Annotated in this window: 19 protein-coding genes; 9 read left to right on the forward strand and 10 right to left on the reverse strand. The window is 65.6% G+C overall.

All coding sequences use genetic code 11. The features are described from left to right. The first annotated feature begins 85 nt into the window (after window positions 1–85). A complete protein-coding gene (locus tag WHH00_RS14190) occupies window positions 86–682 on the forward strand; it encodes an RNA polymerase sigma factor (protein WP_406633737.1) in 597 nt (198 codons plus the stop codon). Continuing rightward, window positions 648–1,664, forward strand: a complete 1,017-nt coding sequence (locus WHH00_RS14195) for a CU044_5270 family protein (RefSeq protein WP_406633739.1) — start codon at window positions 648–650, stop codon at window positions 1,662–1,664. The genes WHH00_RS14190 and WHH00_RS14195 overlap by 35 nt, the downstream gene beginning before the upstream one ends. A 140-nt stretch (window positions 1,665–1,804) precedes the next feature. Here the strand turns inward: WHH00_RS14195 and WHH00_RS14200 are convergent, their stop codons facing one another. Genes WHH00_RS14200 through WHH00_RS14220 form a run of 5 tightly spaced genes read right to left on the reverse strand, consistent with a single transcriptional unit; the run spans window position 1,805 to window position 8,145 of the window. Continuing rightward, a complete protein-coding gene (locus tag WHH00_RS14200; protein ID WP_406633741.1) occupies window positions 1,805–2,482 on the reverse strand; it encodes a DUF624 domain-containing protein in 678 nt (225 codons plus the stop codon). Between the two features lie 49 nt (window positions 2,483–2,531). After that, window positions 2,532–4,166 (reverse strand): extracellular solute-binding protein, encoded by a 1,635-nt coding sequence (locus WHH00_RS14205; protein WP_406633743.1) that lies wholly within the window; start codon window positions 4,164–4,166, stop codon window positions 2,532–2,534. A 6-nt stretch (window positions 4,167–4,172) separates the two neighbouring features. Next, window positions 4,173–5,072 (reverse strand): carbohydrate ABC transporter permease, encoded by a 900-nt coding sequence (locus tag WHH00_RS14210; RefSeq protein ID WP_400516308.1) that lies wholly within the window; start codon window positions 5,070–5,072, stop codon window positions 4,173–4,175. Between the two features lie 11 nt (window positions 5,073–5,083). Further along, window positions 5,084–6,064, reverse strand: a complete 981-nt coding sequence (locus tag WHH00_RS14215; protein WP_406633745.1) for an ABC transporter permease — start codon at window positions 6,062–6,064, stop codon at window positions 5,084–5,086. A gap of 11 nt (window positions 6,065–6,075) precedes the next feature. Beyond that, window positions 6,076–8,145 (reverse strand): beta-galactosidase, encoded by a 2,070-nt coding sequence (locus tag WHH00_RS14220; RefSeq protein WP_406633747.1) that lies wholly within the window; start codon window positions 8,143–8,145, stop codon window positions 6,076–6,078. A 445-nt stretch (window positions 8,146–8,590) separates the two neighbouring features. Between WHH00_RS14220 and WHH00_RS14225 the strand changes: the two genes are divergently transcribed. The 4 genes from WHH00_RS14225 (at window position 8,591) to WHH00_RS14240 (ending at window position 12,502) form a co-directional block, all read left to right on the forward strand. Beyond that, window positions 8,591–8,968, forward strand: a complete 378-nt coding sequence (locus tag WHH00_RS14225; RefSeq protein ID WP_406638616.1) for a MarR family winged helix-turn-helix transcriptional regulator — start codon at window positions 8,591–8,593, stop codon at window positions 8,966–8,968. Further along, window positions 8,965–10,224, forward strand: coding sequence for an MFS transporter (locus tag WHH00_RS14230; RefSeq protein WP_406633749.1), 1,260 nt, complete (start codon window positions 8,965–8,967; stop codon window positions 10,222–10,224). The genes WHH00_RS14225 and WHH00_RS14230 overlap by 4 nt, the downstream gene beginning before the upstream one ends. Before the next feature lie 857 nt (window positions 10,225–11,081). Further along, window positions 11,082–11,642: a hypothetical protein gene (locus WHH00_RS14235; protein WP_406633751.1), complete on the forward strand. Its 561-nt coding sequence runs from the start codon at window positions 11,082–11,084 to the stop codon at window positions 11,640–11,642. Next, window positions 11,639–12,502 (forward strand): hypothetical protein, encoded by an 864-nt coding sequence (locus WHH00_RS14240; RefSeq protein ID WP_406638709.1) that lies wholly within the window; start codon window positions 11,639–11,641, stop codon window positions 12,500–12,502. Before WHH00_RS14235 ends, WHH00_RS14240 begins: the two co-directional genes overlap by 4 nt. 112 nt (window positions 12,503–12,614) lie before the next feature. Here the strand turns inward: WHH00_RS14240 and WHH00_RS14245 are convergent, their stop codons facing one another. Next, window positions 12,615–13,211, reverse strand: a complete 597-nt coding sequence (locus WHH00_RS14245; protein WP_406633753.1) for a LysE/ArgO family amino acid transporter — start codon at window positions 13,209–13,211, stop codon at window positions 12,615–12,617. A gap of 70 nt (window positions 13,212–13,281) precedes the next feature. Here WHH00_RS14245 and WHH00_RS14250 point away from each other — a divergent pair, with 70 nt between their 5' ends. Beyond that, complete coding sequence (locus WHH00_RS14250; RefSeq protein WP_406633755.1) at window positions 13,282–14,169, forward strand: LysR family transcriptional regulator ArgP; 888 nt, start codon at window positions 13,282–13,284, stop codon at window positions 14,167–14,169. Here the strand turns inward: WHH00_RS14250 and WHH00_RS14255 are convergent. The 4 genes from WHH00_RS14255 to WHH00_RS14270 form a co-directional block, all read right to left on the reverse strand. Next, on the reverse strand, window positions 14,166–15,581 hold the full coding sequence (locus tag WHH00_RS14255; protein ID WP_406633757.1) for a DUF222 domain-containing protein: 1,416 nt from the start codon (window positions 15,579–15,581) through the stop codon (window positions 14,166–14,168). The two genes, WHH00_RS14250 and WHH00_RS14255, sit on opposite strands and share 4 nt — an antisense overlap. Window positions 15,582–15,664: 83 nt before the next feature. Then, window positions 15,665–16,594 carry a 2-hydroxyacid dehydrogenase gene (locus WHH00_RS14260; RefSeq protein WP_406633759.1) on the reverse strand — a complete coding sequence of 310 codons (930 nt, stop codon included), beginning with the start codon at window positions 16,592–16,594 and terminating at the stop codon, window positions 15,665–15,667. Further along, a complete protein-coding gene (locus WHH00_RS14265; RefSeq protein ID WP_406633761.1) occupies window positions 16,591–17,373 on the reverse strand; it encodes a DeoR/GlpR family DNA-binding transcription regulator in 783 nt (260 codons plus the stop codon). The genes WHH00_RS14260 and WHH00_RS14265 overlap by 4 nt, the downstream gene beginning before the upstream one ends. A 75-nt stretch (window positions 17,374–17,448) precedes the next feature. Then, window positions 17,449–18,591 carry a Gfo/Idh/MocA family protein gene (locus WHH00_RS14270; protein ID WP_406633763.1) on the reverse strand — a complete coding sequence of 381 codons (1,143 nt, stop codon included), beginning with the start codon at window positions 18,589–18,591 and terminating at the stop codon, window positions 17,449–17,451. A gap of 140 nt (window positions 18,592–18,731) precedes the next feature. Here WHH00_RS14270 and WHH00_RS14275 point away from each other — a divergent pair, with 140 nt between their 5' ends. After that, window positions 18,732–19,646 (forward strand): carbohydrate kinase family protein, encoded by a 915-nt coding sequence (locus WHH00_RS14275; protein ID WP_406633765.1) that lies wholly within the window; start codon window positions 18,732–18,734, stop codon window positions 19,644–19,646. Window positions 19,647–19,662: 16 nt separating this feature from the next. After that, window positions 19,663–20,547 (forward strand): aldolase, encoded by an 885-nt coding sequence (locus WHH00_RS14280; protein ID WP_406633767.1) that lies wholly within the window; start codon window positions 19,663–19,665, stop codon window positions 20,545–20,547. Window positions 20,548–20,592: the final 45 nt, after the last annotated feature.

Raw genomic sequence — 20,592 nt, forward strand, 5'->3', positions numbered from 1 at the left:
CCACCGCTTATCGGCAGTCCTGCAATGTTGCAGTTTCCACCTAGACTGCCGTGAACTCTTTTCACCCGTGGGGGCAATACAGTTTGTGACTACCGATAGCGACTTGATTCGCCGATCCAGCAAGGACCCGCAGGCCTTCGCTGCGCTTTATGACAAGTATTCGCGGGCGGTGTACCGCTACGCGGCTACCCGGGCAGGTGATTCAGTAGCCGAAGACGTCATGTCGCAAACGTTCCTGGTCGCTTACGAAAGCCGGGAGGCTTTTGACTACGAGTGGGATGATGCCAGGCCCTGGCTGTTCGGGATCGCGACCAATCTGCTCCGCCGGCACCACCGTACTGAAGCCAGACGTCTAAGAGCCTTGGCGAAAGCTGCAGGCAGAGACAGCTACGAGGATGGCGCCGATCGTGTGGCTGAACGGCTGGACGCAACCGCGAAGTCATCCAACTTGGCCGCAGCGATCAGGACGCTTTCGACAGCAGACCGGGAATGTCTGTTGCTCTATGCGTGGGCTGATCTGACCTATGAGGGCATAGCACTGGCAACCGGCGTTCCCGTTGGAACTGTCCGGTCACGGCTTAACAGGGCGCGGCGCATCATTCGAGATGCAGCCGGCCTGCTGAACACAGATGAAGAGGAGATCGAGCATGGACGAGCTATCACTCCTGCGCGAAATGCGTGACAGGACTCCCCTAGCCACCGATGCCGCTATCGACAGAGGCCGGACCAAGCTGCTGCAACGTATTGATCCGCGGTCGGTAAAGCTTCAGCAGAAGCCTCGTCGCCGCGCGGTGATGAGATGGGGTCTTGCTTCAGCGGCAACGGCGTTGGTCGCTGCCGCATTGGTCGGCGGCGACGTGTTCGTGCCCGGTCCACTGCGCGGAGCCGCTACCGCGCAGGCCGCGGAGGTGCTCAACGCAGCTGCCGAGACAACCATCCGGACAGCAGACCTTGTTCCGGGCCCGGGGCAATACTTGAAGATCCAGAGCACCAATATCTGGGGCAGTGTCGCCGTCGCCGCAGATGGCAGCGTGCATGAGTGGTTGGATACAGAAGAAAGCACTATCTACATCCCCGCCAACCGTCAGGAAGAGTGGGTTTGGGAAAGATCAGGACGGATCCCCACGACGTTCTTTGATGAGAAATCGAAGGCATACGCCTCGAGTACGGAACCGTCCGAAGGGTACGTGCTGCGCGGCAATAACGGTGGCTTTTACGGCACACCCCCTGATCAGTCCAGCTTTCCGTCACAGGATGCCCTGGCTGTCTTTCCCCGAGATCCAAGTGCCCTCCTAGCTGAAATCCGCCGGCAAACAGAGGGCAAGGGGCAGTCCAGGGATGGCGAGTCCTTAGTGTTCATCGCTGACCTGCTCCGCACCGGCATGGTCCCTGCCGATCTCCGCGCCGCACTGTACAAAGCTGCAGCGCTCATTCCGGGGGTGACAGTCACGGATGAGCAAGCCACGCTCGATGGAAGAAGAGGCATTGCCATCGGACGCGTGGAGACGACTTCCAACCGCCGCCAAGACATCATCATCGACCCCAAGACAGGTCTGCTGATCGGCGAACGGGAAGTGCTGACAAAACCCCAGGGATCTATGCCTGCGGGAACTGCCACGACTTGGACCGCGATCGATACGACCATTTCGGAGACCGCACCTTAAAGCTCCCGCACCTTCCGTAATGGATGGCTGGCAGCGAGGCGGCGGAGAGAAGAAGACCGGCACTGTTTGCCGGCCTTCTTCTCCCCATATGCACCGTGCGCCAAACACTCCTGTGATCCACAGCCCGCAACGACATGAACCTAGGCGGTAAACCTATCCTCGATGAACCGCAGCAGCGGCCGGGAGTTGAGGCACACCAGGAACACCAGGGCCCCGGCGGTCACCAGCATGAGATAGGTAGTGGTCATCAGCAGCAGGAATGCGCCCACAAACAGGATGCCGGCGTTGCCCAGCGCCACCCTCTTCTGCGCGCCGAAGCTGTACAGCGACAACCGGTAGATGTCCCGCACCGGGAAGGAAAAGCGGGAGAGCAGCAGCAACGCGTTCAGTGACGCCGTTGCCACCAGGAGCCCCAGGACCAGCAGCGCCACCCGGATGGCCGGTTCCGCGGCGGGCCCGGCCCCGGGGATGAGCGGCAGTCCGGCCAGGTTTAAGGCGATCACGGCCAGGACCAGCAGGTACGGCAGCCACACCATCAGGGCAGGCACGAAGTTCATCCGGTAGCCCCGCACAAAGTCACGGAACACCCCGGTGTCATGGCCGGCAAGCAGCCGGTTAAACGCGTACATGGCGGCCACCAGGGACGGGCCAACCGGAACGCAGGCCAGCAGCACCGGGAGCCAGTTGCCCAGCAGCGGCGCTACCACCAGCGGCACGTTGGCAAGCACCAGCAGCGCGTGGCCCATCATCACGCCGGAGACGGTGCCGGCCGCCCTGAACAGGGGGCCGGCACCGTACTCCGCTTTCTTCTGAACCACGCACTGCCTCTCGGTTGCCGGCCAAAGCTGGCCGCCGCCGTCGTACTTGCTACTTCTTCTCCGCGTAAGCCGTGTACGCCTTGTTCGCCAACTCTACGTACTTGGACATGCCCTTGCTGTCCAGTTCCTTGAGGTAGGCGTCGAACTCGCCCAGGCTCCGCTGCCCCGTGATGAACTTCAGGGTGCTCTGCTTGACGTGGTCCTTCAGCGGGGTGAGCACCAGGGTGGCCTGCTCACGGTCCACGTCGCTGAACGGCACGGGCGGGGACACCGGCTTCGGCGTCTTGCTCTTCATGGCCTCCTGGAACGCGAGCTCCTCCTCATTGAAGGTGGAGTGCAGCAGGTCCGTGGTGCCGCCGTAGGCGAAGTTGCCGCCGGAGAAGCCGTATTCCATCCGCAGGTCCTTGGTGCCGGCCGGGTTGAGGCCCTGGAAGTTGATGTCCTTGGCCAGGACGCGCTTCCCGCCTTCCTTGGTGAAGGTGGTTCCCTCCACCCCCCACTTCGCAAACTCCTGCCCGGCATCGCTGTAGAAGAGCCAGTCGATGTACTGCATGAGCGCCACGAACGTGTCCTTGTCCTTCACGGACGAGTTGAGCATGATGCCGTTCTCCAGCCGCGAGCCGCCGATGACGTCCCCTGCCGGGCCGCCGGGGACGGTGATCTTGCGGACGGTGAAGTTGCCCTTGCCCAGCGACTGCTCCATGGACGTGCGGTAGGTGATGATGTTCTGCGAGTTCGCGCTGATCACGAACGACTTGCCGGAGGTGAACTTCTGGATGGCGGAGTCGTCCGTCTGGGTGAAGCTTTCGGGGTCCATCAGGCCCTCGGACACCAGGGAGTTAAAGTAGGTCACCAGTTCCTTGAACTTGGAGGTGCCGGCGGCGAACTCGAACTCCTTCTTCGATTCGTCGAAGTTCAGCCCGTCCACCAGGCCCCAGCCCGCCGCCGTGCCGAACGCGTTGCCGGCAATGTTCAGCACGCTGTTGCCGTTGAACCTGTCAGAGAACGGCACCACGTCCGGGTAGGCCTTCTTCAGCTTGCGCAGCACCTCGCGGAACTCGTCCCACGTTTTTGGGTCCGCGATCCCTTCCTTCTCCAGGATGTCGGTGCGGAAGGCCAGTGTGTAGTCCGGCCACAGCTCCTCATGCAGGCCGGGCAGCACATAGTACTTCCCATCCTCCTGCGTGAGCCCCGCGATCTCCGGCTCGAGCTTCCATTTCTTCACCTTGTCCTGGAAGTGCGGCATCAAGTCCACGTAGTCGCTGACCGGCAGAACCGCCCCGGAGGAGACGTACGCGCTCTCCTGGCCCGGGTAGGTCTTGGCGATGATTTCCGGGGCGTTGCCCGAGCTGATCAGCAGGCTGCGCTTCTGCTCATAATCGCTGCTGGGCACAATGGTGGGTTCCAGCGTGACGTTGTTCGCGCTCGCCATCTGGGTGAACAGCAGCCAGTCCTTCTTGAACGGGTACGAGGGCTGGTCACTGAAGAGGAAGGTGAAGCTCACCGGCGCCGTCGCCTTGAACGTATCCCCCACCCCAAAGCTGTCCATGGCTCCGGTGCGGGCCTTGGAGGTATCCACCTTGGCGCCTGAATCGGAGTCACAGCCAGCCGCCACCAGGCCGAAGGCGGCGAGGGCGGAGAGGCCGAGGAACTCTCGTCTGCGGATCATAAGTTTTCCTTTCATAAGGGGTTATTCCTTGACGGAACCGAGCATGACGCCGGTGAAGAAGTACTTCTGGACAAAGGGGTAGACGCACAAAATGGGGATGACAGTGAGGACGATGGTGACCGACTGGATGTTCGCCGCGATCTGGCCCAGGTTCTCGGCCGTGCCGCCGGCAGAGTCCGCGGTGGTGACCCCGGCGATCATGTTCCGCAGGTAGATGGTCACCGGGAACAGGTCCGGGTTGTCCAGGTAGAGGAAGGCCTGGAACCAGGAGTTCCAGTTGGCCACGGCGTAGAACAGCACCATGGTGGCCACGATGGCCTTGCTCAGGGGAAGGACCACCTTGAACAGCACCCCGTACTGGGTCAGCCCGTCAATGGCGGCGGCTTCCTCCAGCTCCCGGGGCATGTTCTCGAAGAACGACTTCATGATGAGCAGGTTGAAGACGCTGATGGCATTGGGCAGCACCACGGCCCACAGAGTGTCCCGCATGCCCAGTGAGCTGATCAGCACGTAGTTGGGAATGAGGCCGCCGTTGAAGAACATGGTGAAAACCGCGATGCCAATGAATACGCTGCGGCCCTTCAGGTCCTTCTTGGCGATGGCATAAGCGAAACTGGTGGTCAGCACCATGGAGATGGCCGTTGCCACCACCGTGTACAGGACCGTGTTGCCGTAGTTGTTCCAGAAAGTGGAGTCGGCGAGGATCAGCTTGTACGTTTCGGTGTTGAACCCCATGGGGAACAGATTGACTTGGCCCGCGTTGATGAAGCCTTCGCTGGAGAAGCTCTGGGCAATGATGTTCAGGAACGGGTAGAGGGTCAGGAACACCACCACCAGCAGGAAGACCAGGTTGAACATCCGGAACACCCGCATGCCGCGGGAGACCTTCATGTCCTTGAGCAGGACGCCGGTTTCTTTCATGGTTGGCCCTTTCACCACAGGCTCGTTCCGGCCAGCCGCTTGGAGATGGCGTTGGCGGAGAGGATCAGCGTGAGGCCGATGACGGATTCGAACATGCCGATGGCCGCGGCGTAGCTGAAGTTGCTGGACTCCAGGCCCACCCGGTACAGGTAGGTGGAGATGACATCGGACGTTGCGTAGTTGAGCGGGTTGTAGATCAGGAGGATCTTTTCGAAGCCCACGGCCATGAACGTGCCGATGTTCAGGATCAGGAGGGTGATGATGGTGGGCCTGATGGCCGGCAGCGTCACGTGCCAGGTCTGCTGCCAGCGGTTGGCACCGTCAATCCGGGCGGCCTCGTACAACGATTCGTCCACGCGGGTCAGCGCCGCGAGGTAGAGGATGGCGCCCCAGCCCATGGTCTGCCACACCTCGGAGCTGATGTACATGGGCCGGAACCAGCCGGCGTCCTGGGTGAAGTTCACCGTGGTGCCGAACAAAGTGTTGGCGATCTGGTTGACCGTGCCGGTCATGGAGAAGTTCTGCAGGATCATGCCGGCGATGATCACCACGGACATGAAGTGCGGCAGGTACGCCACGGTCTGGACGAACTTCTTGAACTTCTGCGAGCGCAGCTCGTTCAGCATCAGCGCGAAGATGATGGGCATGGGGAAGCAGAACAGCAGCGTCAGCACGCCCAGGATGATGGTGTTCTGGAACGCCTGCCAGAAGCTGGGATCGTTGATGAACAGGGTGACGTATTTCAGCCCCACCCATTTCTCGCCGAAGATGCTGCCGCCGGGCTGGAACTGCCGGAGGGCGATCACGTTGCCGGCCATGGGCAGGTAGCGGAACGCGGCGAAGTAGGCCAGCGGCAGCAGCACCAGGGTGTAGAGCCGCCAGTCCCGTTTCAGGGCCAGCCCCCAGCTGCCGGGTTTGTTGCGGCGGTTCCGGGTGGCGCCGGGCGGGTCCGGGGTGACCGCCTCGGGAGGTACTTCCAGTCGCAGGGCCATGGTGGGGCCTCCTATCGGGCGGTTTCTGCGGAAATGGATTCTGTGGGTTCTTCAATCACCAGGACGCCGTAGCCAGCGAGCTCTACGGTTCCCTGGACGGCGTTGCCGGTGAGGAGGTCGGTGCCGCCGGCCTTAATGTCCACGCGGGCCGGGGCGTCGTTGTGGTTCAGGACCAGCAGGTAGCTGCGCCCGTTGCCCGTACGACGGCGGACCTGCACTCCCAGCGGAGCGTCAAGTTCCGGAACAATCCCCGCAGCAGCGCGCTCGGCCGCCAGCAGTTCCTCCAGGAAGGTGCTGTCCACCCGGGCGGACAGATAGACGGCCGTGCCCTCGCCGAAAGCGTTCCGGGTGACGGCGGGCGATCCCGCGAGCCGGCCGGAGGCGTAGCTCGCCAGGACGTCCGCTGTTTCGGTGTGCAGGTGCTCAGTCCAGTAACTGGCGGAGGCCGTGCCGCCGTCGGCCGTTGAAAGCTTTACTTCCTCGCCGTCGCCGGCCAGCGGGTGCATCTCCTCGCTCCACGCGCCCAGGACGTTCCGGAGGGCGCCCGGGTAGCCGCCCAGCCGGATGGTGTTGTCCGGGTCCACGATGCCGGAGAGGTAGCTGGCAACCAGGCGGCCGCCCCCGGCAACGTAGTCCTCGAACCTTTGCGCCGCATCGTCGGAGAGGAGGTACGACGCCGGCAGGACCACCAGGCTGTACTGGCTGAGGTCTGAGGCGGTGTTGACGAAGTCCACCGGAATGTTCGCCTCGAAGAAGGGCCGGTAGAGGCGGAGGACCTCCTGGGTGTAGCTCAGGTCAGAGCGGGGCGAGTTGCCCAGTTCCAGGGCCCACCAGCAGTCCCAGTCGAACACCATGGCCACCTTGGCGGCGGACTGCGTGCCGGTAATGCCGCCGAGCCCCTTCAGCTCCCGGCCCAGCTCGCAGACTTCCCGGAAAACGCGCGTGTTGGGCCCGGCGTGGTTGACCATGCCGGAGTGGAAGCGCTCCGTGCCGCCCTTGGCCTGGCGCCACTGGAAGAAGAGGATGGAATCCGCGCCCTGGGCGATCGCCTGGTAGGAGCCCAGCCGCATCTTGCCGGGGAGTTTGGAGACATTGACGGACCACTGGCTCACCGCTGCGGTGGCCTGTTCCATAACCAGCCAGGGCTGGCCCTTCCGGAGCGAGCGCATCAGGTCGAAGTTGAGGGCAGCGGCCACGTGGGCGTCTTCCTCGCGCGGGTCCGGGTAGATGTCCAGGGCGGCGGCGTCCTCTTCCGCGGCCCAGGCCCAGTAGTCGTTGTTCTTGTAGAAGCGCATGAAGTTGGTGACGATGGGCAGGTCCGGGGTGTGCCGGCGCAGGATGTCCCGTTCGGCCTTGTAGTGCTCCAGCATGCTGTCCGACGTGAAGCGGTGGTAGTCCAGGCGCCGGGAGGGGTTGGACCAGGTGCGGGGCTGGGCGGGGGCGTTCACCTGCGCCCAGTCCGAGTAGACCTGGCCCCAGACGTCCGTGCTCCAGGCCTGGTTGAGTTGGTCCAGGCTGGCGTACTTCTGCTGCAGCCATTCACGGAAGGCCCGGTCCGCGTGGGGGCCGTAGGAGACGGGCCCGTATTCGTTGTTGACGTGCCACATGCAGAGGGCGGGGTGCTTCGCGTACCGCTCCCCCATCTTCTCGGCCATGGCCAGGGACTTCTCCCGGTACGCGGGATGGGAGACGTCGAAGTGCTGGCGGGACCCGAAACCGAAGATGGTGCCGTCCGCCAGGACCGGAAGGATGTCCGGGTGCCGGGCAACGAGCCAGGCCGGCGGAACGGCGTCAGGGGTGGCAAGGTCCACGCCGACGCCGTTGGTGTGCAGCAGGTCCATGATCTGGTCCAGCCAGCCGAAGTCATAGACGCCGTCCGAGGTTTCCAGCCGGCTCCAGGAAAAGACAGCCAGGGTAACCAGGTTGACGCCCGCCTCCTTCATGAGGCGGACATCCTCCTGCCACACCTCGCGGGGCCACTGCTCCGGGTTGTAGTCCCCGCCGTACGCTATGCCGCCCAGCCGCTCGTGCAGGCGTTTAAGGCGGATTTCGGGGGTGCTTGCGTGAGGCTCGCTGGTCATCATTGTCCTTCGGTAGGCAAGTGGCCGCCGGCTCCCCACCGTTGCGACCTGCATCACACGAAGAAACTATCGTAAAGTTTCAGCAATAACAACAGTCTGATGTGAAACGAAGGTGCACTCCCACGCCACGGCAGGAACCACCCTCGCCTGACGATGCACCGTGGGGCCGCGACTCGGCGGCCCGAGTTGGGCGTGCGGCACTGTCGGCCCCACCTTTTCGGACCGAATGCAGAAACTATCGGACCCGCCCGAATCACTGTTACCCCCGGCACACTTCCTTGCCCGATCTCCGGAACAGGAGCATACTTATTAGCAGGACTAATTAGCACTGCTAAGTATTTTCAGGAGGCGCAATCGCGGCGTGACCACCACCGACATCGAGAACCGCAAAACCACCGGAACGGCCAGCCCGGACAGCCTGGCCATCGAACTCCGCACAGCCGTTATGCGCACCTCGCGGCGGCTCCGCGTCGAGGCCACCGGGGACGCCATCACCCCGGGCCAGTACACGGTGCTCGCCCTCCTCAACGGCTACGGTCCCAGTACCCTCCGCGCCCTCGCCGAAAGCGAGCATGTGCAGGCCCCGTCCATGACGCGGATCGTCAACGCGCTGGCGGAGCAGGGGTTCGTGTCCCGGGCGGCAAACCCCGACGACGGGCGGCAGGTCCGCGTGGACATCACCGACGCCGGACGGGCAGTCCTGGCCGAGGCCCGGAACCAACGGACAGCCTGGCTGGCGCAGCGGGTGGCCGGACTTAGCGAAGAGGACCGGCTGGTCCTAAGCCGCGCGGCGCAGATCATGCAGGAAATGAGCGGCAAATGAGCGCCATGTTCAGGGCCCTGGAGAACCGGAACTACCGGATCTGGGCCAACGGTGCGCTGGTGTCCAACATCGGCACCTGGATGCAGCGGATAGCCCAAGACTGGCTGGTGCTGACCGTCCTCACCAACTACTCCGGCGCCGCCGTCGGCATCACCACCGGCCTGCAGTTCCTTCCCATGCTGCTCCTCGGACCGTACGGCGGAGTGCTGGCGGACCGCTACCAAAAACGCGTGATCCTGCTGTGGACCCAGGTGGCCATGGGCCTGACCGGCCTGGCGCTGGGGCTGCTGGTGGTCAGCGGTACCGCCGAACTGTGGCACGCCTACGTGGCCGCCCTGTGCCTGGGAATCGCCAGCGCCGTGGACGCGCCCTCCCGGCAGGCTTTTGTCTCCGAACTCGTGGGCCAGGACAACATTTCCAACGCGGTGGCATTGAACTCCGCGTCCTTCAACACGGCCAGGCTTACCGGTCCGGCCATCGCAGGCGTACTGATCGCCTGGGTGGGGACGGGGCCGGTGTTCCTGCTCAACGCAGCCAGCTTTGGGGCCGTCATCATCTCGCTGTTCAGGATCCGGGCCTCGGAGCTCGCTCCTGCCGCGCCGGCCAGCAGGGGCAAGCACCAGGTGGCGGAGGGTGTCCGCTACGTGCGCAACCGGCCGGACCTGATGCTGATCATGGTCCTGGTGGGCATCCTCGGCGCCTTCGGGATGAACTTCCCCATCATCAACGCGCTCATGGCAACCACCGAGTTCGGGGTGGGCGCCGGCGAATTCGGGCTGCTGGGATCCATCATGGCAGTGGGCACCCTGGCCGGGGCGCTCCTTGCCGCACGCAGGGCCGGTCCCCGGCTGAGGTTCCTGCTGGGCGGGGCGCTCGGGCTGGGCGCGTTTACGCTCCTGGGCAGCGTGTCGCCGTCGTTCTGGCTCTACGCGGCAGTCCTGATCCCGGTGGGCCTGGCGTCCATCACCTTCCTGAACAGCTGCAACACCAGCATCCAGCTGTCCGTGGAGCCCCAGTTCCGCGGGCGGGTGCTGGCCCTGTACCTCGCCGTGCTGCAGGGCGGAACCGCCGTGGGCGCTCCCCTGATGGGCTGGATCGGCTCGGAGTTCGGCGCGCGCTGGTCGGTGGCGGCCGGGGGAATCATCGTGCTGCTGGCGGCCGTGGCGGCCGTGATTGTGGTGAGCCGGCGGAGCAGCCTGAGCTTCCGGGAGAACCTCCGCATGGTGTTCCGGCGGCGGCGCGAGCCTGCCGTCTAGCGCCAGCAGATCCAGGCAACGGACGACGACGGCGCCGGACTTTTCCGTGGACGCACCCAAGGCGGGGCTGCTTCGGCGGCCCCTCCCCGCCGTCGTACGCTCTCAACTCCGCCGGCAGTAACGCCGCAGTAACGCCGGCACGGTTTAATTCCGTTGGACGCAAAGGCCTCCCCACGGTCGATGCTTTCCCTGGCCGGCCGGACCTCCAGGGCTGGAACCCAGGCAGTACAGATAGTGATGGTGCGAGATGCACATCTGCAGCCGCCGCCCGATTGCCCTCATCTGGGCGGTCTCCCTGTCGCTGCTCCTGCCTGCCTGCATGGCAACCGGCGGTGGTGAGGAGCCGGCTGCCAGCAGCACGTCGCACTCAAACCGGGCCACCGAGCCCGGCGGTTCTAGTGGCAGCCCCACCGCCGGCGGAGAACGCAGCCAGTCCCAAGATCCGCAACAGGGCCAGCCACTGCCTGCACCTGGCGGGGAGCAAAGCCCTGTCCCGGCGCAGCCGCCGGCACAACCACCGGCCCAGCCACCCGGCCCGCCGGCCCCAAACCAGCCGCCTGCTCAACCACCCGCCCCGCCGCCCGGACCGCCTGCCCCAAACCAGCCGCCAGCCCCGCCGCCCGCTCCGCCCGCCCCAAACCAACCACCTGCCCCGCCGCCCGCTCCGCCCGCCCCAAACCAACCACCTGCCCCGCCACCGGGTCCGCCCGCCCCGAACCTGCCACCGGTACCGGAGACCGTGGTGCTCGACTGGCTGCCCATCGGCCCGGTGGGCAGGGGGCGACCCCATTTGGTACAGGAACCTGAGGGGCCTGGACTGCGGGGTTCTCCCCGGTAACTCCGAACCCTTCAATACGGTGGAGGAAGCGGCGAAAGCGCTGTGCCTCGGTTTGACCGGAAACCAGGCTGCCTGGGATGCGGCGGCCGCCGCCCTTGACACCATGCCGCCGCCATTCGAGGGCGATTGCTGGTCCGCTACCGCCCTCGAGGTCCTCCGCCCGATAGCCGCCGTCCGGCAGCAAAAGCCGGGTGTTTCCGTGAAACTCGCCCCTCGTCCCGGAACCGCATGCCTGCCGGAGCTGACGGGTCTTGAGGACAGCGAAGGCAATTCGCCGCCCTTCCTGGTCTGCCCGGGGCAGGCAATTGTCCTGTCGGGAAACATCACCGGCCTGCCCACCGGGACCGTCCGCTCGGTTTACGTTGGCGCCACAACAGCCCAGGTCCTGCAGCGCCAGAGCCTCATCGACACAAACCATCCGCTTGAGTTCCACTTCCTGGCACCGCCCCTGGAAGCGGGGCAGCCAACCACGGCCGAGGTCAGCATTGCCGACGCCGACTGGCCGGTGAGCGGCTCTGCTTCCTTGGAATACGCACCGGACCAGGCCACATGCACCCCGGCGCCAGGCACCGCGCCATGACGGAGGCCGGTGGGGACGAGCGTTCCTCCTGGTCCCGCGCCCTGGGCGTCATTTCGGCCATCGGTCCGCCGGTCACGGTAGCCACGGCCCTGCTGTTCTATTTCGGCTGGGCCCGCGCGGAGGCGCAGGCGGCACAGATGGGCCTGAACGTCAGCCTGTTTGGGTACGCGGTGCAGGACTACATCCTGATCAGCATCAACGCACTGTTCCTGCCGCTCGTCTGCATCCTGGCCGCCAGCGTCGTCTGGCTGGCCCTGGACCGCTGGCTGCGCCGCCGCATCGAAGAGGACCGCGGCAGGGCCCTCATTGTCAGGGCCGCCGGCATCGCCGCCCTGCTCAGCGGCGTTCTTGTGGGCGTCAGCCTGGTCCTGGCGGTTGTGGAACCCGCCCGGACAGCGCTGTTCACGCCGTACCTGATGGCTTTGGGTGTCCTGGTGGCCACGTGGTGCATGCGCCTGCGGCGGCTGGGCCGGACGGGCGCATTGCCAGTCCTCAGCTCCGAGCAGCGGGCGGTGGAAACCACGCTGATCCTCAGTATCGTGACGCTGCTGCTCTTCTGGGGCACGGCCGACTACGCCCAGGCGGTGGGCCGGCGGCTGGCATTGAACTTCGAACAGGGCGTCCAGTACATGCCCCGGGCGGAGGTCTACTCGCCCACACCGCTCGGTATCGGCTCAGCCGCGGTCACGGAAGTCCAGGTGGGAACCGGGGACGCGGCGCTCTACCGGTACGACGGCCTCCGCCTGCTGGTGCTCAGCGGCGGGCGCTTCTTCTTCCTCCACGACGGCTGGACACCGCGGGACGGAACGGTCATCGTCCTCCCGGACGACAACTCAGTCCGCATCCAATTCAGGCGGTAGTACTCAAATCCGAATTGAATTCAGGGGTTAGTACTCCCCGCCGGCCTCAACCTGTTTTGATGAAGCCGCTTCCTGGCTGCCTTCACGGCCCGGGGTGCCGTTGGAGCCTGCGTCAGCACAGCACGAGCTTGATGGCCAGCGCCAGCATCACAACACCGATTGCCAGGTCCACAATCCGCCACGTCCGCGGGCTGCTGAGCACCCCGGAAAGCTTTCGGGCTCCATATCCCAAGGCTGAGAACCAGAGGGCGCTTCCCACCACGGCCCCGGCCGCGAAGACCCACCGCGCGTCCGGACCGTGCTGGTTGGCCAGGCCGCCCAGCAGCACCACGGTGTCCAGATAGACGTGGGGATTCAGGTAGGTCAACGCCAGGGTGGTGGCGATGACCGATCCCTTGGACCGTGGCGCCTCAGCCGTCAGGGTTGAAGGCTTGAGTGCGGACCTGAAGGACCGCAGCGCCCACCACGCCAGGTAGGCAGCACCGCCCCACCTCAGCACGTCCAGTGCCAACGGGAACCGGGACACCAAAGCACCGATCCCCACTGTGCCGCCGAGGATCATCAACGCATCGCTGAGCATGCACAGCGCCACCACCACACCCACGTGTTCACGGCGGATTCCCTGCCGCAGCACAAACGCATTCTGGGCGCCGATGGCGATGATCAACGCCAGGCCTGTCATCAGCCCGGTACTCCAAATGCTCCACATGCCTAGACCGTAGCCCGATCGCTCATATGAAGACAAACGATAGATTCTACAGTTCCATTAGAATAACTTCATGAACTTCGAGCATCTCCGGGCCCTGGCAGCGATTGTGGACGAGGGAACTTTCGAGGCTGCGGCCGATTTGTTGGGGATCAGTCCCTCCGCCGTCAGCCAGCGCATCAGGGCACTGGAAAAATCGGTGGGGCAGGTGGTTGTCCGCCGCAGCGTGCCGTGCACCCCCACCGAAGCCGGGTCGGTCCTGTTGCGCATGTCCCGGCAGGTGCAGGTCCTCGAGGCAGAAACCTGGGAGTCACTGGGAAACGGCGCCTCTTCCCGGGCAGTGACCCCCATTGCCGTCAACGCCGATTCCCTGGCCACATGGTTCGTGGACGTACTTCACGAGGCCGGCACGTGGGCCGAGACCACCCTGGACCTGCATGTGGAGGACCAGGACCACAGCAGCCACCTCCTGCGCCGCGGAGACGTTCTCGGGGCGATCACCTCCGACCCCACGCCCGTCAACGGCTGCCGGGTGGAACGGCTTGGCGATATGCGGTACCTGCCAGTGTCCACCCCGGGGCTGCGCAAGCGCTTCAAAGCCGGCAACGGGGTGGACTGGCAGCGCATGCCCATGCTCCAGTTCAATGCCAAGGACAACCTGCAGCAGCTGCAGCTCAAGGCCCGCGGCGTACAGCAGGCGCCACCAACACATTTCATCCCTTCATCCGAGGGATTCCTTGCAGGTTTGAGGGCAGGCCTTGGATGGGGCATGATTCCCGAGTTGCAGCTGGGAACGGACCTCGCCGACGGCTCCCTGGTAGTACTGAAGGAACGCGAGCACCATGACGTGGCCCTTTACTGGCAGACCTGGACCCTGGACTCACCACGGCTCGATCGCGTCACCAAGGCCATCCGCAAGGCCAGCCGCCAAAAACTGCGCGGCGCACGCCCGGGTAGCTAGGTTCGAACCAGCTTCGTGGCACGCACCAACTGACCAGATACGGAGCTTCCGGGTGGTGGGGGTGCTGTTGAGTGGTAGGTGTGTCCGGTGGGTGTCCGGTATTCGATGGTGTGCCTGGGGCCCGGCCGGGGGATGGTTTTCCAGCCGTGGTTTTCCTTGGTGTGGTTGCAGGCCTCGCAGAGCCCGGCCGCGTTGCCCAGGCTGGTGGCTCCGCCGGCATGCCAGCCAACCACGTGGTCGTGATGCCTGATGGGAGCGTCGCAGTACGGTGTGCGGCAGGTGTCATCACGGGCCTGGATAAAGCGGCGCAACCCTGACGGGAACAACCGCGCCCGCGAATCCATCCCCACCAGGTCCCCCGCCACCGGGGCCGTGTACAGCCGTCGCAACCACACTCTAAAATCCTGGGCACCTGCTTCAGGTTCCTGGGCGGCACCGGATGCGGGCGTCCTGCTCCCCGGGCCTTCCACGCCTCCGGCCGCCGACTCCCGCGCAGGCTCCTGGGCGCTGGCAGCTGATCCCGGATTCCTGGCTTTGCCGCCCTTGGCACCCTTGGTAACCAGGCTGCGTGCCCAGCCGGCGGGGACAACCCCATAGCCGGGAAGGCGTGCCGGTTCAGAATCACCCTGGAACAACGTCCTGTCGGTCATGACCAACTGGATTTCCACGCCACTGATCCCGCCCGGGGTGCTGGTGGTCCGCTCCACCAGGGCATCGGCCATGATCTGCCCCCGGGAACGGTCATCACCGCCGGCGTGCAGGGTGTCGGCATGCGCACTCAACGCCGCGTACGCCGCCACGCCCTCCGCGACCGGCAGCAGCGCGGTCAGCCGCGCCATGGTGTCCGGGGCCGGACGCAGGCTCACGCACCGCTCCCCGGCAGCATGAGCCGCCCGCTGCGTCACCGAACGCGGATCCCGCCGATACGCCGCCGCCCTCGCCGCAGCCACGACCGCCCGGTCCCCGGCCCCAGCAAAAGTACCCGTGTCAGCGGCGAGCTCCTCATCAACGGCGCACCGGTCCGCCGCGCTCAGGCACGCCGTCTCCCGCACCACCAGCGTGGCCCGCCACTCATTCAGCCGGCCAGCATCCAGCGCAGCCAGGGTACGCGGCATCTCCGCCACCAGCGCCTTGGCCAGCCCGAGCAGCCGCCCGCCCCGGGACGGGGACTCACCCCGCGCCAGCGCAACCTGCGCCGCTACGCCCTGCCCCTGCTCCGCAACCGGTATCCCGGCCTCGGCCTGCTCAGCCCGCTGGGCAACATCAAACGCCACAGCAACCCTCGCCTGCGCAGCCCCAATGGCCGCCTTCAGCTCCTCCAGGCCCCGCAACTGGTCAATCAGCCCGGCACTGTCCGGGGACACGGGCAAACACCGAACCCGGCTAATCAAGTCCTGAACGGTGCCATCCATAACCACAGTCTTCCAGCGACCCCTGACAATCACAGGCTGCCCAGACTCCTATGTGGATAACGCCCAGATACGGGCGAATGACCCTATCCGGCAGCGCCGCCCAACACCACGTTCACCGGCTCCTTGCCCTCCAGCATCAGTCCAATCTGCTGCTGGACAAGCCGGACCATCCGCGGGAACATCGCCGAGCTCGCCCCGCCCACGTGCGGCGTAATCAGCACGCCGGGTGTGGTCCACAGGGGATGGTCCGCCGGCAGCGGCTCCGGATCCGTCACATCAACAGCGGCACGCAACCGGCCAGTGGACGTCTCGGCCAGCAGCGCATCCGTATCCGCCACCGCCCCGCGGGCCACGTTGACCAGCAGCGCCCCGTCCGGCATTGAGGCCAGGAACTTCGCGTCCACCAGCTGCCGGGTCTGCTCGCTGAGGGGCACGCTGACCACCGCGATGTCGTGCAGCGGCAGCTGCTCATACAGCGAATCGATCCCGAAGATCTTCCCGCCGGAATCCTCGCGTTCACGGCTCGCCATCCGGGTCACCTGCGTTTCGAAGGGCAGCAGCCGGGCCTCGATGGCCTTGCCCACTCCCCCGTAACCCACCAGCAGCACACGCCTGTCCGCAAGGCTGGGCCGCTGGCTGTTGTCCCACGTGCCGCTGGCCTGGTTGCGCACGAAGTCGTCCATGCCGCGCTGGCTGGCGATCATCATGCCCAGGGCGAGTTCCGCCGTCGAGGTTTCATGGACCCCTGCCGCGTTGGCGAAAACGCAACCCGCGGGCAGCACGTCCGCCACGCCGTCGTACCCTATGGACTGGCTCTGGATCAGGCCGATTTCCACGGACTCCAGCGCGGCCAGCACCTCCGGCCCGCGCATGTACGGCGGCACCACAATGTCCAGCCGTTCAGCGGGGGCGGGCCCGGAAAAGTCCCACACATAAAACTCGACGCCGGAAGCCGGCGCGAGCGCGTCCAGCAGTTTCTGGTCGGGCAGGGAGACCTGCAGCGGCGCCCTCACGCGGCCACCACAAGCTTGACGTCCGCGGCACGCAGCGCCGTCTCGATTTCCCGCGGCGGGGGCGCATCCGTCACCAGCACGTCGGCCGCGTCAAAGGCGGCCAGCCTGGCCAGCGCGTACCGCAGCATCTTCTGGTGTGTTGCCACCACTACCACCTGTTCCGCAGAGTTCATGAGGGCGATCTTAGTGGCCCGCTCCACGTCCCGCTCAATGTAAAACGCCTCATCGTGGATTCCGCTCACGCCGATAAAGGCCGTCTTGGCGCGGAGGCCGGCCGCGGCGCTGACAGTTATGGGACCGTTGAATGCCTGGCTGTCCAGGAGCAGTTCACCGCCCAGGCAGATGGTCCGGGCAGCGGTCAGCTGCAGGCAGCGCTGGATGGCCGGTGCGGAGTGCGTGATGATGGTGCCCGTAAAGGAGCTGGGCAGCTCCTGGGCGATCTGGTACGTGGTGGTGCCGGCGTCCAGGATGATGGCGTCGCGTTCCCCGATCATGGAGACGCACGCACGGGCCACCCGGAGCTTGGCGTCGGAATCCTCCCGCACGCGGGCGGCGAAGTCCGCGTTCTGGCCCTGGCCGTGGATGGCGCTGACTCCGCCGTGGACCACCCTGACCAGGCCCAGTTTGGACAGTACCCGGGTGTCCCGGCGCACGGTCATGTCCGATACCGCAAAGGTTTCGGCCAGGTCCGTGGTGGAAATAAACCCGCGCCGGCCAAGTTCCTCCAGGATGGTGCGCTGGCGGGGCGTCAGCGGCGCCTCTTCACGTGCGGTGCTCATATCCCCTATCCCCTTCTTCCCGCCCCACCCGCGGGCCCCAGCCCGCGGCGTGTTGCTTTTCCAACACCAACTTACCTAGTGACGTACCCCGGCACCGGCATTCGTAAGCTCAACGGGGCGTCCTTCCACGATCGAGCGCTCGGCCGCGAGCCCCATCCGGACCGACTGCAGGCCATCTGCCACCGTCACCTCAACGGGGCCTTCGCCCAGGATCGCCTTCCGGTAGCCCAGGTGCTCATAGTAGGTGGAGCCGTGGTGGGCACCGGCGGCAAGCACTGCTTCATCCACCGGAACCTCATGCTTTTCCGGTCCGAGCGGCGAGCGCGGGCTGAACTCCACCGTGGCTTCCGCTTCATCACCTTCGATCCAGTGGTTGGCCGCCACGGGGATGAGCGTCTCGATCTTGGCGGCATCCCCCACAATGGAGATCCGCTCCTGGAACTTGGAGCCCTCGGCGAACATGGACAGCTCCAGCATCGCGCGGCGGCCGCCCTTGAAGTCCACAATCACGTAGGCGTTGTCGATCATGTCCGACACCCGGCCGTCGTACACCTCATCCATGTGGTTCACGTCGTGGCCGCCGCTGGCGTACACGCGGACGGGCTCATCCTGCAGGATCAGCCGCATCAGGTCGAAGAAATGGCAGCACTTCTCCACGAGGGTTCCGCCAGTCCGCTCCGCGAAGCGGTTCCAGGCATCCACCTTGTGCAGGAACGGGAAACGGTGCTCCACGATGGACAGCATGTAGATGTTGCCGAGCTTGCCGTTGTGTGCGGCCTGGATGACTTCCTGGACCGGCGGCATGTAGCGGTATTCCATGGCAACCCATACAGGTGCCGGGTAGTCCGCGGCGAGCGCTTCCAGTTCATCTGCCTGCGCGGCGGTGGTGCACACCGGCTTTTCCACGAGCACGGGCAGGTTGGTTCCGCTGGCGAAGATGTCCTTGAGGATGGCCAGGTGCGTGTCGTTGGGGCTGGCGATCACCAGTGCGTCCACCAGGCCGGAAGCGAGCAGTTCCTGGTGCGAGGGGAAGGTCTGCACCTCGTAGCCGATCTCGGCAACGGTCTCCTCCAAGGATGACGGCTGGGGATCAGATACGGCGGTGATCCGGCTTCCGGGAATCAGGGCCAGGTTCCGGACATGTTCGCGGGCCATGTGGCCGGCGCCGATGAGGCCGTATCGGATGATCCGGACCGTTTCCGCAGAAGGCAATGACATGTGCTGCTCCGTTTCTCTACGTTGAGTTCTGGGGGACCGTGGCGTTGCATCCCAAACAGAACTATACAGAAAGTGTTGTTATTCCAACATAGCGTGTGTATATTTCTTCAGTACCAGCCGGAACTACAACGAGGTGGAACGTGCCCCAACCGTCAACTGGAACCCTGCTCTTCGTAGGCTGCGCCACGCTTGACTCCATCGCTTTGGTGGAGGATTACCCCGCCGCGGACAGCCGCACCGTCGCTTCGGACTTCGCGACGGCGGGTGGCGGCCCGGCCGCCACCGCAGCCGTAGCGGCCGCCCGTGCCGGAGCAAACACAGCCTTCGCAGGTGTCCTCGGCACCGATGAGGAGGGCGACCGCATCATCGCCGGCCTGCAGGCCGAGGGCGTGGACACCTCAGCCGTGATCCGTGATCCCACCGTCAAAACGGGTGCCAGCGTGATCGTGGTCAGCAAGGCGTCCGAAAGCCGGGCGATTGTCACCCGGCCCGTGCCGCCGGTCAGCTTTCCGGCCGGCAGCCGGTTCCATGAACTGGTTGAATCGGCGGCCTGGGTCCACGTGGACCACCTGGGCTGGAACGCCGTGACGACCCTTCCGGCCTTCAGCGCCGGCAGCCTGAACGTCAGCGTGGACGCCGGCAACCCCATCGCGTCCTTCAGCCCGCGGGGCGTGGCCCTCTACGTCCCAACCATCGAACGGCTCCACGCGGAGTACGGGGGGCACCACTCCCCCGCGGCGCTCCTGGGCAAAGCGGTCGACGACGGCGCCTCCGCCGTCGTCGCCACCGCCGGCTCTGACGGCGCCTGGGTCAGGGACGGCAACGCGGACCCGCTCCATGTGCCCGCAACCCCGGCCACGATTGTCTCCACGCTGGGCGCCGGCGACGTCTACCACGGCGCCCTGCTCGCCGCCGTCGCGGCCGGCCTTTCCCTGGCTGACGCGGCAGCCTTCGCCGGCCGCACCGCCTCCGCATCCTGCGAAGGGCTGGACGGCCGCTCCGCCATCCCGCACCAGGCCATTACACCTGTCCTTACTTCCAACCACACCGCCTAGCTGAAAGAAGCAGCCCATGAGCCCCACAGACCTCTCACCCCTCCAGCGCCCGTCAGGCGCCTTCGCAATGCTCGCCGTCGACCAACGCGAAGCCATGCGCAACATGTTCGCCGAACACACCGACCAGCCCGTCACAGACCAGGACCTGCAGGACTTCAAGCTGCAGGCCGCCAAAATCCTCACTCCCTACGCGTCCGGCGTCCTCATCGACCGGCAGTTCGCCCTGGACCAGGCCATCGCGGACAACGTGGTGGATCCCAGCTGCGGGCTGATCGCCTCGGCGGACCACTTCGAACCCGCGCACGGCGAGCTGGTGGGCGAGGTAACCATCGACCGCCTGGTGGACCCGCACAAATACAAGGCCTTGGGCGTCACAGCGCTCAAGCTCCTGGTGCTGTACCGCCCGGACGAGCCCGCCGAAGGCAGGGTGGAAATGGTCCGCGAATTCGTGGAGAGCTGCCGGTCCGCGGGGCTCATCAGCATCATCGAGCCCGTCTCCCGCAAGCCCCTGGCCGGCGGGGACTTCGACTGGAACGCCGGCATCCTCGCCGCCGCCAGGGAGCTGGGCAGCCTGGGAGCAGACCTGTACAAGGCCGAGGTGCCCTTCCACGGCCAGGCCCCCGAAGCCGACGTCCGCGCCGCGTGCGCCGAGCTCACCAACGCCATCGACGGACCCTGGGTGGTGCTCTCCTCCGGCGTCCCCGAAGACGTTTTCCCGGATGCAGTCCGGTGGGCCTGCCTGGAAGGTGCCAGCGGCTTCCTGTCCGGACGCGCGGTCTGGGCGTCCTGCATCGGTGCGCCCGACGTCGTCGAATCCCTGTCCACGGACGCTGTCCGGCGGCTGCAGCGCCTCTGCGCCGTGGTGGACGACGTTGTCACCGCGCAAAGGACCAACGCGTAACCACTCGGGGAGCGCCACAGCGTCAGGGCCGTGGCAAGCCCCTTT

Source organism: Pseudarthrobacter quantipunctorum (genome assembly GCF_045291495.1).
In the GTDB taxonomy this organism is placed as follows: domain Bacteria; phylum Actinomycetota; class Actinomycetes; order Actinomycetales; family Micrococcaceae; genus Arthrobacter; species Arthrobacter quantipunctorum.